Genomic DNA, 12,854 nt, shown 5'->3' on the forward strand with positions numbered 1-12,854 from the left:
CGGGCCCCCGGGGGCCGGCTCAGGCCGTCCAGACCAGCGACTGCACCTCGCTGTACGCGTGCAGCGCGTACGAGCCCACGTCCCGTCCGACCCCCGACCGTTTGAACCCGCCGAACGGGGCCTCCATGTTGCGGCCGACCGTGTTGATCCCGACCCCGCCCGAGCGCAGCGCCCGCGCCACCCGGAAGGCGCGGGCGACGTCCGCGGACCACACGTAGCTCAGCAGCCCGAAGTCGCTGTCGTTCGCCAGCCGGACCGCCTCCTCCTCGTCCCCGTCGAACGGGACCACCACCACGACCGGCCCGAAGATCTCCTCCCGCACCACCCGCATGTCGCTGGTGCAGTCCACCAGCAGCGTCGGCGCCACGTAGAAGCCGCGGCCGTCGCCGACCACCGGGCGCTGCCCGCCGTACGCGAGCCGCGCGCCCTCCTTGCGGCCCAGCTCCACGTACGACTCCACGCGGTCGCGGTGCGCCGCCGAGATCACCGGGCCGACGACCGTGTCCCGCTCCCTCGGGTCGCCGACCCTCATGAACGCCAGGTAGCCGCGCAGCTTCTCCACCAGCGGCTCGTACACCGAGCGGTGGACGATCACCCGGGTGGGCGCGGTACAGATCTGGCCGCTGTAGAAGGAGAAGGTGGTGCCGATCCCCCGCACCGCCGCGTCGAGGTCGGCGTCCTGGAGGACGATCGCCGCGCCCTTGCCGCCGAGCTCCATCAGCTGCCGCTTCATGGACCGCCCGCAGACCTCGGCGATGCGCTGCCCGACGCCGGTGGAGCCGGTGAAGGACACCATGTCCACGTACGGGGAGTCCACCGCCGCCTCGCCGACCTCCACCGAGGTCCCCGAGACCACGTTCACCACTCCGGCCGGGACCCCCGCCTCGTGCAGCGCCCCGGCCATCCTGAACACCGACAGCGGGTCCTGCGGCGCCGGCTTGACCACCACCGTGTTGCCCATGGCCAGGGCCGGGGCGACCTTGCCCGCCGCGTTCGCCCACGGGTTGTTGTACGAGGTGATGCAGGCGACCACGCCGACCGGCTGGCGCACCTCCAGCGCGCCGAGCACGCTCGCCGCGCCCATCGGCCCCGCCTCGGTGACCTGGGGCGGGAGTCCCCTCTCCACCGGTTCCAGGGCGCCCCTGGCGTAGCGCCGGAAGCGGGACACCCCGACGCCGACCTGCATCCCGCGCGCGATGCCCGTGGGGGCGCCCGTCTCCGCCCGGGCGAGGGCCGCCCACGGTTCGAACTCGCGCCGCATGACGTCCGCCGCGCGGTCGAGGACCGCCGCGCGCTCCTCGGGGGGCGTACGCGACCACGCGCCGAAGGCCCCGGCCGCGGCGCGGGCCGCCTCCTCGACCTGGGCGCGCGAGGCCTCGGGGGCCAGGCCCACCACGGACTCGTCGGCCGGGTCGATCACCTCGTAGTGGCCGCCGTCGGGCTCGACCCACTCGCCGCCGATGTAGAGGCGCGTCACCGGGTGCTCACCGTCCTCGTGTCGCGGCCGGACCGGAGCACGGTCCCGGGGACCGCGCCCGTCACCCGGTCGTCGCGGAGGGTCTCCACGCCGTTGACGCGTACGGAGACCACGCCGACCGCCCGCGCGTCCAGCCGCGGGCTGCCCCCGGGCAGGTCGTGGACGAGGGTCGCGGGGCCCGCGTCGATCCGCCCGGGGTCGAAGAGGACCAGGTCCGCGTGGAAGCCCTCGGCGATCCGGCCGCGTTCGCGCAGCCCGAACAGCCGGGCCGGGTCGTCGGTGAGCATCCGTACCGCCCGCTCCAGCGGCACCAGCCTGCGGCCGCGCAGGCAGTCGCCGAGGAAGCGGGTCGTGTACGGGGCCCCGCACATGCGGTCCAGGTGCGCGCCGGCGTCCGAGCCGCCGAGCATGACGTCCTCGTGCTGCCAGGTGTCGGCGCGCAGGGCCCAGCTGGCGGGGTCGTTGTCGGTGGGCATGGGCCACAGGACGGTGCGCAGCTCGTCGTTGGCGCAGATCTCGACGAGGCACTGGAAGGGGTCCTGTCCGCGCTCGGCTGCGATGTCGCCGACGACCCGTCCGGAGAGGTTCGCGTTCTCCTTGCTGTACGTGTCACCGATGACGTAGCGGCCGAAGTCGGCCAGGCGCCGGAAGACGCCCGCCTCCCTGCTGTCGGCGCGGCGCAGCATCGCGGCGCGGACGCCGGGGTCGCGCAGCCGCGTGATCCGCTCGGGGACGGGCAGGGCGAGGACCTCGCCCCAGCCGGGGATGAGGTTGAGGGCGCAGAACGTGCCGAGGGACATGTTCATGGGGGTGAGGATCGGCATGGTCAGCGCGACGATCCGGCCGCCGGCCCTGCGGGCGCGTTCGCTGGGGACCAGCTGGCGCGGGACGCGTTCGGGGACGGCGGCGTCGATGGTGAGGACGTTCCAGTTGAGGGGCCGGCCGGCGGCGGCGCTCATGGCGACGAGGAGGTCGATCTCGTCGTCGGAGAACTGGTCGAGGCAGCCGGCGACGATGGCTTCGAGCTGGGTGCCCTCGTGTTCGCCGACGGCGCGGGAGAGGGCGAGGAGCTCCGCGGGTTCCGCGTGCCGGGAGGCCACGGGGGCGCCGGCGCCGTCGGAGTGGGTGGAGGACTGGGTGGTGGACAGACCCCAGGCGCCGGCGGCCATGGCCTCGTGGAGGAGGCCGGTCATCTGCCGCAGCTGCTCGGGGGTGGGCTGTCCGCCGACGGCGTCCTCGCCCATGACGTGGCGGCGCAGGGCGCAGTGGCCGACCATGAAGCCGGCGTTGACGGCGATGCGGCCTTCGAGGGCGTCGAGGTATTCGCCGAAGCCGGACCAGGTCCAGTCGACGCCTTCCTCGAGGGCCGCCAGCGCCATGCCCTCGACCTTGCTCATCATGCGGCGGGTGTAGTCGGCGTCCTCGGGGCGGGCGGGGTTGAGGGGGGCGAGGGTGAAACCGCAGTTGCCGCCGGCGACGGTGGTGACGCCGTGGTTCATGGAGGGGGTGGCGTAGGGGTCCCAGAACAGCTGGGCGTCGTAGTGGGTGTGCGGGTCGATGAAGCCGGGTGTGAGGACGAGGCCGGTGGCGTCCTCGGTGGTGCGGGCCTCCGCCTCGGTGCCGGGTGCCGCGACGAGGGCGATCCGGCCGCCCTCGATGCCGACGTCCGCGGTGTACGCGGGGGCGCCGGTGCCGTCGACGACGGTCGCGCCGCGGATGAGGTGGTCGAGCATGACGGTTCCCCTCCTGGTGTGGCGTGCTCCCTGTCCCGGCGGCCGGGTCGCCGGCCCCGCGGGGCCGTCCCCTGCCCGCCCTTCCTCCGTACGGCGCGTCAGGACGTCGGGGCAGCGGACTCGCGGAAGCGGGTCGTGCGGTGGACGGGATCGGTGTCGATGTGGGGGATGACGTGTTCGCCGATCAGCTTGATCGTCGTCATCGTGTCCTCGTACGAGACGCCCGTCGGCAGTCCGAAGGACAGCTGGTCCGCGCCCGCCCGCTCCCAGCGCTCGCACTGGGCCCGGACCTCCGACGGGTCGCCGCAGATCAGCAGCTCCTCCGCGATGAGCAGCTCGATGATCTCCGCGTTGTACTCCGGCAGGGTCTCGGGCCACTGCGGGATCGCTTCCGGCCGCGGGAAGGTGTCGTGGTAGCGGAAGACCAGCGACTGGAAGCGGTTCATGTTCGCGTTGACCGCGATCTCCACCGCCTTGTCGTGCGTCTCGGCGCAGATCGCGGTCGAGGTGACCATCACGTTGTCGTTCACGAAGGCCCCGATCGCCTTCGCCTCCTGGATCGCCGTCTTGTACTGCTCCAGGACCCATTCCATGTCGGAGACCTTCTGGACGCTGAAACCCAGCACGCCGAGGCCCTTCTTCGCCGCCATCGCGTACGAGGAGGGGGAGCCGGCGGCGTACCACATGGCCGGGTGGGCCTTGCCGTACGGCTTGGGGAATATCTTGCGCGGCGGCAGTGACCAGTGCTTGCCCTGGAAGCCCTCGTACTCCTCCTGGAGGAACATCTTGGGGAACTCCGCGATGGTCTCCTCCCAGATCTCCTTGGTGTGGTTCATGTCCGTGATGCCGGGCAGGAAGCCGAGGATCTCGTGGCTGCCCGCGCCGCGTCCGGTGCCGAACTCGAAGCGGCCCTCGGAGAGGTGGTCGAGCATGGTGACCTTCTCGGCCACCTTGACCGGGTGGTTGACCGGGGCGAGCGGGTTGAAGATGCCGGAGCCGAGGTGGATGCGTTCGGTGGCGGCGGCGAGGTAGCCGAGGAAGACCTCGTTGGCGGAGAGGTGGGAGTACTCCTCCAGGAAGTGGTGCTCCGAGGCCCAGGCGTACTTGAAGCCGGACGTGTCGGCCTGGATGACGTACCGGGTCTCCTCGAGCAGCGCCTTGTGCTCCGCCTCGGGGTCGACCTTGGACCGCGCCTCGGGCACGTATCCCTGCACGAAGAGCCCGAATTCCAAGGGGGTCACCGTCCTTAGGTTTCTGACGTTACGTCAGATTCGATGGTCCGACTGTTCCACCGCCGGGGCGGGACCGTCAAGAGAGCCGCACACCCGATCTGACGTACCGTCAGATCCGTCAGAGGACGCTCACCCCGGCCGTCCAGCCGCCGTCCACCACGAACGGCTGGCCCGTGATGTAGGAGGAGTCCTCGCCGGTCAGGAAGAGCGCCAGCTTCGCGATCTCCTCCGGCCGTCCCACCCGGCCCAGCGGGACCACCCGCTCGTACAGCCCGGCCATCGCCTCCCCGGCCCCGCCGCCCGCCCCGGCCGGGTCCAGCAGCCCCGGGTTCGCCATCGGGGTGTCCACCGCGCCCGGGCACATGGCGTTCACCCGGATGTTCTCCGCGGCCAGCTCCAGCGCGGCCACCCGCGTCAGGCCCAGGACCGCGGCCTTGGTCGCCGCGTACGCGCCCACGTACGCCATGCCCGTCAGGCCGGTGCAGGAGGAGGTGTTGACGATGGTCCCGCCGCCGGCCGCCGCGATCTCCGGGGCGAACGTCCTGATGCCCAGGAAGGCCCCGATCTGGTTGACCTCGATCAGCTGGCGGAACTCCTCCAGCGGGGTCGAGGCCAGCTCGTTGAACCGCAGGATGCCCGCATTGTTCACCAGCCCGTCCACCCGGCCGAAGACGTCCTTCGCCACCGCCGCGGCGGCCGCCCAGTCCTCCTCCCGGCTCACGTCCAGCCGTACGTACCGCACCCGGTCGCCGCCCGCCTCCGCGGCGATCTCCCCGGCGACGGCGGCGCCCCGCTCGTCCAGCACGTCGCCCAGCAGCACCCGCGCGCCCTCGGCGGCGAAGAGGCGGGCCTCCTGCTCCCCCTGGCCGCGCGCCGCCCCGGTGATGACGACCACGCGACCGTCCAGCTTGCCCATGGTTCCCCCTGCTCGCTAGTCGTTGAGGAGCGGGGCCACCTCGGCCCCGAAGGCGGTCATCTGGTCCACGAGTTCGGCGCGGTCGCGGCTGCGGAAGCGGACCTGTATCTGGTCCACGCCCAGCGCCCGGTACTCCCGCAGGGACGCGGCGAGCGCCTCCGCCTTGCCGGTCAGGGTCCGGCGGCCGGTGTCCCAGCCCGGCTCGCCCACGTACAGCGGCTCGGTGATCGCCCCGACCTCGAAGGGCCCCCGGGCCCCGGCCGCCTCCCGCAGCTCGCGGATCCGGGCGACCTGCCCCGGGATCCGCTCGCGCGGGTCCCCCTGCGGCAGCCAGCCGTCGCCGCGCACGGCGGCCCGGCGGACGGCGGCCGGCGAGGAACCGCCGACCCAGACGGGGATCCGCGCCTGCGCGGGCCGGGGCAGCTGCCCCAGGTCGCGGAAGGAGAACCGCTCCCCCTCGAACTCCGGGTACTCCTCGGGGCCCAGTGCGGCGCGCAGGGCGTCCAGGCTCTCGTCGAGGAGCGCGCCCCGGCGCTCGAAGCCGACGCCGAGCACCTCGAACTCCTCCTGGACGTGCCCGGCCCCCACCCCGAGGACCAGCCGGCCCCCGGAGAGGTGGTCGAGGGTGGCGTACTGCTTGGCGGTGACCAGGGGGTGGCGCAGGCCGACGATCGCGACGTGGCTCAGCAGCCGCACCCGCCGGGTGATCCCCGCCAGGAAGGCGAGGGTGGCCACCGGGTCGTACCAGACGGTGCCCATGGGGCCGGCGAGGCGGCGCGGGACGGCCACGTGGTCACAGGTGGCCACGTACCCGAAGCCCGCCCGGTCGGCGGCGCGGGCCACCTCGGCGAGGTCGGCCGCGCCGGCCGAGGCCTCCCAGGGCTCGGCGTAGAGGGTGCTCTGCGACTGGACCGGGAGCTGCATCCCGTACGCCAGCCGGCCTTCCGGAAACACGCGTGCCATACCGGGCCCGCCTCGCCTTCGTATGCCGCCGGTTCGTCGTGCGGTGCCGGACCATCGTGGTAGCTGACGGTCCGTCAGGCAAGGGTGCGTGCGGCTCCGGGCGCGGGCGGGCTCAGAACCCGGCCGGGCCCATGGCGATGACCGGCTTCGCCGCCGGGTCCAGGGTCCGCAGCAGCTGCTTCATCGCCTCCCTGGGGAGGCCGACGCAGCCCTGGGAGGGGCCGTCGTGGTCCACGTGGAGCCAGATGTTGCCGCCCTTGTCCTCGCCCTCCGGCATTTCCGGGTCGAGCGGGGAGACCCCCTTGCGGCGGTTGTAGTCGATGGCCACGACGTAGTCGAAGGAACCGTCCAGGGACTCGCCGTTCACGCCCCGGCCCGACGGGACGAAGCCCTGGTCCTGGTCGTACGGCAGTTTCGTGCCGGGCGGGGCCGGCAGCAGCCCTCCCGCGTCGGTCAGGGAGAACACGCCCTGCGGGGAGGTCAGGTCCCCGTACTCCCGCTCGGTGGACCAGCCCTTGGCGCCGTTGCGGGCCGGCCAGTGCCCGGCGGCGGTCCAGTCGGCGCCCGGGGCGGTCCGCCGGAAGAAGGTGACGGTGGAGTCCGAGGAGTCCTTCGCCCGGCCGGTGACCAGCACCAGCTGGCGGGCGTTCGCCGGGATCCGGGCACGGGTCGCCGCGCTGAGGGACGCCGGGAGGCCGTGGAGCGCGTCCGCGCGGGGGGTGCCGCGGGTGGCGTGGGCGGGGGCGGCCTGCGCGGGGGCGGCCTGGGGCCGGGCGTCCGAACGGGCCGCCGGGACGGGCGCGCCGGGCTGCTCGTGCAGGGCGTGCACCCAGCCGGCGGCGAAGGCCAGCAGGCCGAGGACGGCCACGGCGATCAGGGCCTTCGGCGGACGGCCGGCCGAAGCGGAACGTCGGCGTTCGGCCGCGCGGGGGCCCGTACGGGACGGCGTACGGCCACCGGTCCGGAAGCGGGAGCCGGCTCGGGCGTGCTTGCTCATCCACCCGAAGGTACATCAGGTGATCATCATTCCCCGCGAACGGCGGGGCCCCGCCCGCCGTGCGGCGCGGCACGGCGGACGCCGCCGCCGGGCTCCGCCGGCGGGCCGGTGCCGGCGGGCCGGTGCCGGCGGGCCGGTGCCGGACGCCCCCGGCGCGGGGGCGGCGGGGCCCGGGCTCACGGCCGGCTCCGGAAGCCGAAGCGGAACCGCCGCGCCGACGGACGGAGCACCGGGCCGGGGTCGGGGGCGGGGGGGGGCGGGGGCGGGGGCGGGGGTCGGGGGCGGGGGCGGGGGCGGGGGTCTGGCACTCCGGGGATGCGGGGCTCCTCCGACCCCTCCCGCCCCGGTACCGCCCGACTTACCCTGATCTGATGAGAACTCCGCGCCAGGCAGCCCGCATTGTCGTCCTCTCCCCCAGCGGATCGGTGTTCCTGTTCCGCGAGAACAACGTCGAAGTCGGCATCCACTGGCTGCCCCCGGGCGGCGGCATGGACCCGGGAGAGACCCCGGAGGAATGCGTGCGGCGCGAGCTGCGCGAGGAGACCGGCTGGACCGACCTCGAGCCGCAGCGGCTGCTGTGCACCTGGGAGCACGACTTCACCCACCAGGGCATCCCGGTCCGCCAGCACGAGCACATCTACGTCACCACCGGCCCCCGCCGCGAGCCGGTGCTCGAAGCCCCCGGCATCCACTGGCAGTGGCTCTCCCCGGAACGCCTGGCCGGTCTCGGTGAACCGCTCTGGCCGCCGCGCCTGCCCGAGCTCCTCGCCCGCACCCCCGCCGAGCCGGTGCACCTGGGGCTCGTCGCCTGAACCGCACCCCAGACCCGGCCGGCCGGGCCGACCGGGCCGGCCGCCGGCCGGCTCAGCGCCGGGCGGTGGCCCGCGCGTAGAGCCTGGCCGCGTAGTCGCCGAGGACGGTGCTCGTGGAGACGTCGTCCGTGTCCCCGCCGGTCAGGATGCCGATGATCTTCCCGTCACGGCCGATCCAGGCACTGCCGCTGGTGCCGCCGGGGAAGTCGGCGCAGTCGAAGCGCTGCTCCCGCTCGCCGGTGCGCACGGCGACCGCCGTGCAGGTACGCGGAACCTTGCGGTCGGCGGGGTAGCCCGTCACCGTGACCTCCTCGCCCGCGCGGCCGGATGTGTCCAGCGGCGCGCCGCCGGTGACGTCCTCGATGGCACGGCCCTTGTCGTCGGGGGCGAGACGGGCGAAGGCGAGGTCGTAGTCGTCGTCGGTGCCCTCGGCCCAGCGCTCGTCCTCGTAGACCTCCTCGAGCTTCCACACTCCGTAGGGGGCCGATCCGTTCACGTACCCGGGAACGAAGACGGCGCCGGCGCCCCCGGTCTGCTTGCCCTCCATCAGGCAGTGGCCGGCGGTGACGATCAGGTTCTTGCCGGGGCTGCGCACCACGGTCGCGGTGCAGAAGTGCTCACCGTCGAGGCCCCCGGTGAAGAGGGCGCCGGTGAACGCGGCGGTCCCGCCGGGCCGGGGGTTGGCGGCGGCCGGCGACGTGGCGGCCGGCGGCGGCGTGGCGAGCTGCGGCTTGGACCCCTGCGGCCGTGACGGCCCGGTCGGTGACGCCGAGGGCAGGGCCGACTTGGCCCGCACGGGAGCGGTCCCCTCGGGCGGCGGAGCCAACTCGGCCACCGCCGCAGAGGCGCCCAGCGCCGCCAACGCACACAGCACCGCCGTCACCACGGACCGCTTGTCCACCGCCATGATCCCCTCCCGCTTCGCCCGTGCGAGCATGCCTTGGGGGTGCACCGAAGGGCAAGGCCGGAGGCCCGGGCGGGCCGGGGTTGGCGGGAACCAACCTGGCCGGATACCGCCGGAGGCGGCCGGCGCCCGCCGGAGCGCCCGGCAACCGTCGCGGCGCGGGCCTACGAGGTGGGCGGGGCGGGATCCGGGGGCGGAGTCTTGGCGGGGCGGTGTCACAGTCGGTTTGGGGGTTTCCCGTCAGTCCCATCGTCCTTCCGTGTCGGGCCGGTCCCTCAAGGGCGCTCCTTCGTCGCGTCGCTACGCGATGGCCTTCGGCCACCCTTGACCGACCGTCCCGCCCCGGAAAGACAAGGACTGCCGAGAACCCCCCAAAGAAACGGGACGGTCCAGAGGAGAAGGACTCCCGTATCAGCGATGAGACGGGGTAGGCCGGGCCCTGACCGTGACCTGCATGCGGGCCCCCAAAGACCCCCGGCCATCCACCCGGACGCGTCAGATCGCTACGCGCTCCCCGTGGCATAGCGTCCGACGACCGTCCGGGGCTGACACCTGCACGAAATGACGATCAGAGCCCCATCGGGGAGCGGTGGGCGCGTCAGATCGCTACGCGCTCCTCCTGGCTTAGCGTCCGGCCGCCGCCCTGGGCCGATACCTGCACCACATGTCGATCAGAGCCCCATGGGGGAGCGGTAAGCGCGTGAGATCGCTACACGCTTCCCATTTCTCGGCGGCTGATGGCCGTCTGGGGCTGAGAGGCCTCGAGACGGAAGCCCGAGGGGTGCCAGGGGTGCTTTGAGGGGTGAATGCGACGCTCCGGGGGCCTTTCGCGGGTCTTTCGACCGTCTGTCGGAGTGTGGCGTTGTCTTCTTCAACGGCAGACTCCGACAGAGACCCTTCAGGTCTCGCCCATGGTCGCCAAATGAGGGCAAAAGGGATAAGCCTGGCCCCTGGTGGGCCGCATGACCACAGGCGGGGCCGCAGGCGCCTGCTGGGCGGAAGCGCGTAGCGATCTGACGCGCTGACCGCTCCCGGACGGGGCTCTGATCGTCATGTGGTGCAGGTATCAGCCCATGACGCGGGCCGGACGCTATGCCATGGGGAGCGCGTAGCGATCTGACGCGTGGGGGTGGACCACCGAGGGGCTCTGGGGAGCCCGCATGCGGACACGGCCAGGGCCCGACCCCTCGTCTCATCACTGAGACGCCCGTCCCTCTCCCTTTGACCGTGCCGTTCTTTTGGGGGTTTCCCGGCAGTCTTCGTTTTTCCGTGGCGGGACGGTCTGTCAAGGGTGGCCGAAGGCCATCGCGTAGCGACGCGACGAAGGAGCGCCCTTGACAGGCCGGCCCGACGCGGAAGGACGATGGGACTGACGGGAAGCCCCCAACCTTCTCCGATACCGCCCGGCCGGAACCCCGTCAGGCCGTGACGCCGCCGAGGAAGGCGACCCAGGCCGCAGGGGCCAGGGCCAGCTCGGGCCCGGCCGTCACCTTGGAGTCCCGGACGTGGACGGCCTGCGCGCAGGCGGCCACCTCGACGCAGTCGTCACCGTCGGCACTGCTGTACGTCGACTTGTGCCAGGAGAGGGCTACTTCGACGCAGTTGTCGCCGTCGCTGCCGCTGTAGCTGCTCTTGAACCAGCGCAGATCGGAGTTGCTCATAGCGTCCCTCGCGTTCTCTCCAACAGGCCCAGCGAATCAGCCGGATTGAGAGCCTGCGAACGCAGTTTGGCATACCGCTGCTGGAGGATGCTGACCTCTGCCGGGTCCGAGATGAGCACTCCCGTGCGCTGACCTTCGCCGTACCCAAACCATTGATGGTCAGGTGTCTCCAGCAGCCTGAGCGGGCCGGAGATACCTGCGTGATCAGTCTGATCCCTGGGCATGACCTGGACGGTCACATTGCGCAGTCGGATCAGGTCCACGATGTGAGAGATCTGGTCGCTCATGGAGTCAGCCCCTCCGAAGCATCGGTCGAAGATCGACTGCTCGAGAATGAAGCTGAAGGAAGATTTGGGCAGCGCAGACAGTATGCGCTGGCGTTCCAGCCGCTCCGTGAGCTGGCTCTCTACCTTCTCGTCCTCCAGAGGCGGAACCCGCTCCGCGAACAGCCCCCTCGCATACCCCTCCGTCTGCAACAGCCCCGGCACCATCCGGCACTCGTACGTGTACAGGCTCAGCGCCGTCGGCTCCAGCAGGGCCCACTTGCGGAACCACGACGCCACCCGCCTCGGCCGCGTCAGGTACTGGGCCGCACCCTTCACCGCCCCGAAGCAGTCGAGCTGTTCCTCGACCAGTTCCACCAGCCGTTCACTCGGGTAGCGACGGGCCTGCTCCACCGAGGCGATGTACTGCGGGGAGTAGCCGATCAGCTCGCCCAGGCCCTCCTGGGTCAGGCGGGCGCGCTTTCGGAAGGCCTTCAGGACGGCCGCGAAGCTGCGGAGGGCCCCGTTCGGGTCCTCGAAGCCCTCTTCTTCCTCTTCGGTCTCACAGTCGGCGTCGTTCACGCGCTCCACCTCTGACACCCCCAACTCACGCACCTCCGCGCCATGCTCGTGGCCCTCTTCCCCACCTCCCAGCACCCCGACTCGTACAGCGCCCCAGTAGCAGTGCCTCGGTCGAATCCGGCCATCCGCGATCACCAACGGCCTTTACACGCCGCTGTCTTCGCGTAAGCTCCCGCTCAACCGATAAACAGTGTCCGAAGGAAACAGTAATGCTGACCGCCCTCGCCCTCACCGCCGCTCCCGTCCTCACCGCCCCCCTCGCCGCCCTCCTCACCCACCGCGCGCTCCGCCGGGCCGCCCACGCACGCGTGATGCGGATCGAGGCGCCGGGCGGCATCGACGAGCAGGGGTTCGTCCGCATCGGCGGCATCCCCCAGTGGATCTCGGTGCGGGGCGAGGACCGGGCGAACCCGGTGCTGCTGGAGATCCACGGCGGGCCCGGGGCGGCGAACTCCCCCTACGGGGCGCGCACGCGGTGCTGGGAGCGGCACTTCACCCTCGTCCGGTGGGACATGCGCGGCGCCGGCCTCACCTTCGCCAACGGCGGCGCGCCCGCCCAGGGGCCCGTCACCTTCGAACAGCTCTACGCGGACGCCCTCGAAGTCACCCACCACGTCCGCGAGCGCCTCGGCGTCGAACGCGTCGTCCTTCTGGCCGGCTCTTTCGGCACCGTCTTCGGGCTCCGCCTGGCCCGTGAGCACCCCGAGCTCTACTCCGCGTACGTCGGCACCGACCAGAACGTCCTCGAGGCGGGCCGCGACACCTCCGCGTACGACGCCACCCTGGAGCGGCTCCGGGCCGCGGGCAAGGCCAAGGCGGTGGCGGAGGTGGAGGCCATGGGGCCGGATCCTCGCCGGTGGACCCCGGGGCAGCGGTCCGCGTACGACAAGCTGTGCGCGGGCAGCGACCCGCTGACGCTGGACACCGTGAAGAAGGTGGTCCTGGGTTCGCTGTGGCTGTCGCCGCTGTACTCCCTCGGGCGGATCGCGGCGTACTTCAGGGCGCAGGGGTTCTCGGAGTCCGTCACGCCGGGGTCCCACGGCATCGACGTCTGGGCGGAGGGGACCGTCTTCCGGATGCCGTTCTTCGTCTTCCAGGGTGCCCGCGACGTGATCACCCCGGCGGCGCGGGCGAAGGCGTACTTCGACGCGGTCGAGGCTCCGGTGAAGGCGTTCGAGCTGATCGAGGACGCGAGCCACTTCGCGGCGCTGCGCCACCCGGAGCGCTTCCTCGAGCTGCTCCTGACGCACGTCCGCCCGGCCGTGACGGCCGCCCCCACCACCGCCTGACGCCCCCCGGGGTCATGGTTTCACC

11 protein-coding genes are annotated in these 12,854 nt (G+C 72.6%); 2 read left to right on the forward strand and 9 right to left on the reverse strand.

The genetic code is table 11. The annotated features are described in order from the left end of the window. Positions 1-19: 19 nt before the first annotated feature. From ACZ514_RS18220 to ACZ514_RS18245, 6 genes are all read right to left on the reverse strand, one after another. Positions 20-1,477, reverse strand: a complete 1,458-nt coding sequence (locus ACZ514_RS18220; protein ID WP_469125137.1) for an aldehyde dehydrogenase family protein — start codon at positions 1,475-1,477, stop codon at positions 20-22. Beyond that, complete coding sequence (locus tag ACZ514_RS18225) at positions 1,474-3,210, reverse strand: N-acyl-D-amino-acid deacylase family protein (RefSeq protein WP_469125138.1); 1,737 nt, start codon at positions 3,208-3,210, stop codon at positions 1,474-1,476. The genes ACZ514_RS18220 and ACZ514_RS18225 overlap by 4 nt, the downstream gene beginning before the upstream one ends. 98 nt (positions 3,211-3,308) lie before the next feature. Beyond that, on the reverse strand, positions 3,309-4,442 hold the full coding sequence (locus ACZ514_RS18230; protein ID WP_468172785.1) for an LLM class flavin-dependent oxidoreductase: 1,134 nt from the start codon (positions 4,440-4,442) through the stop codon (positions 3,309-3,311). Positions 4,443-4,560: 118 nt separating this feature from the next. Continuing rightward, the gene (locus ACZ514_RS18235) at positions 4,561-5,358 is read right to left on the reverse strand and encodes an SDR family NAD(P)-dependent oxidoreductase (RefSeq protein ID WP_468172496.1); all 798 of its coding nucleotides are present in this window, start codon (positions 5,356-5,358) and stop codon (positions 4,561-4,563) included. 15 nt (positions 5,359-5,373) lie between these two features. Further along, entirely contained in the window at positions 5,374-6,321 is a 948-nt protein-coding gene (locus tag ACZ514_RS18240; protein WP_468172498.1) for an LLM class F420-dependent oxidoreductase, read from the reverse strand. A 112-nt stretch (positions 6,322-6,433) separates the two neighbouring features. Next, on the reverse strand, positions 6,434-7,318 hold the full coding sequence (locus tag ACZ514_RS18245; protein ID WP_469125139.1) for a L,D-transpeptidase family protein: 885 nt from the start codon (positions 7,316-7,318) through the stop codon (positions 6,434-6,436). A gap of 371 nt (positions 7,319-7,689) precedes the next feature. Here ACZ514_RS18245 and ACZ514_RS18250 point away from each other — a divergent pair, with 371 nt between their 5' ends. Further along, positions 7,690-8,130: an NUDIX hydrolase gene (locus tag ACZ514_RS18250; protein ID WP_468699849.1), complete on the forward strand. Its 441-nt coding sequence runs from the start codon at positions 7,690-7,692 to the stop codon at positions 8,128-8,130. A gap of 52 nt (positions 8,131-8,182) precedes the next feature. On the opposite strand, the gene ACZ514_RS18255 is transcribed toward ACZ514_RS18250, so the two are convergent. The 3 genes from ACZ514_RS18255 to ACZ514_RS18265 form a co-directional block, all read right to left on the reverse strand. Next, positions 8,183-9,067: a trypsin-like serine peptidase gene (locus tag ACZ514_RS18255; RefSeq protein ID WP_469125140.1), complete on the reverse strand. Its 885-nt coding sequence runs from the start codon at positions 9,065-9,067 to the stop codon at positions 8,183-8,185. 1,385 nt (positions 9,068-10,452) lie between these two features. Continuing rightward, positions 10,453-10,695, reverse strand: coding sequence for a DUF397 domain-containing protein (locus ACZ514_RS18260; protein WP_469125141.1), 243 nt, complete (start codon positions 10,693-10,695; stop codon positions 10,453-10,455). Continuing rightward, a complete protein-coding gene (locus ACZ514_RS18265) occupies positions 10,692-11,540 on the reverse strand; it encodes a helix-turn-helix domain-containing protein (protein WP_468172469.1) in 849 nt (282 codons plus the stop codon). The genes ACZ514_RS18260 and ACZ514_RS18265 overlap by 4 nt, the downstream gene beginning before the upstream one ends. A gap of 209 nt (positions 11,541-11,749) precedes the next feature. On the opposite strand from ACZ514_RS18265, the gene ACZ514_RS18270 reads away from it, so the two are divergent. After that, positions 11,750-12,829 carry an alpha/beta fold hydrolase gene (locus tag ACZ514_RS18270; RefSeq protein WP_469125142.1) on the forward strand — a complete coding sequence of 360 codons (1,080 nt, stop codon included), beginning with the start codon at positions 11,750-11,752 and terminating at the stop codon, positions 12,827-12,829. The last annotated feature ends 25 nt before the right edge of the window (positions 12,830-12,854 follow it).

Source organism: Streptomyces sp. NPDC034086 (assembly GCF_055575515.1).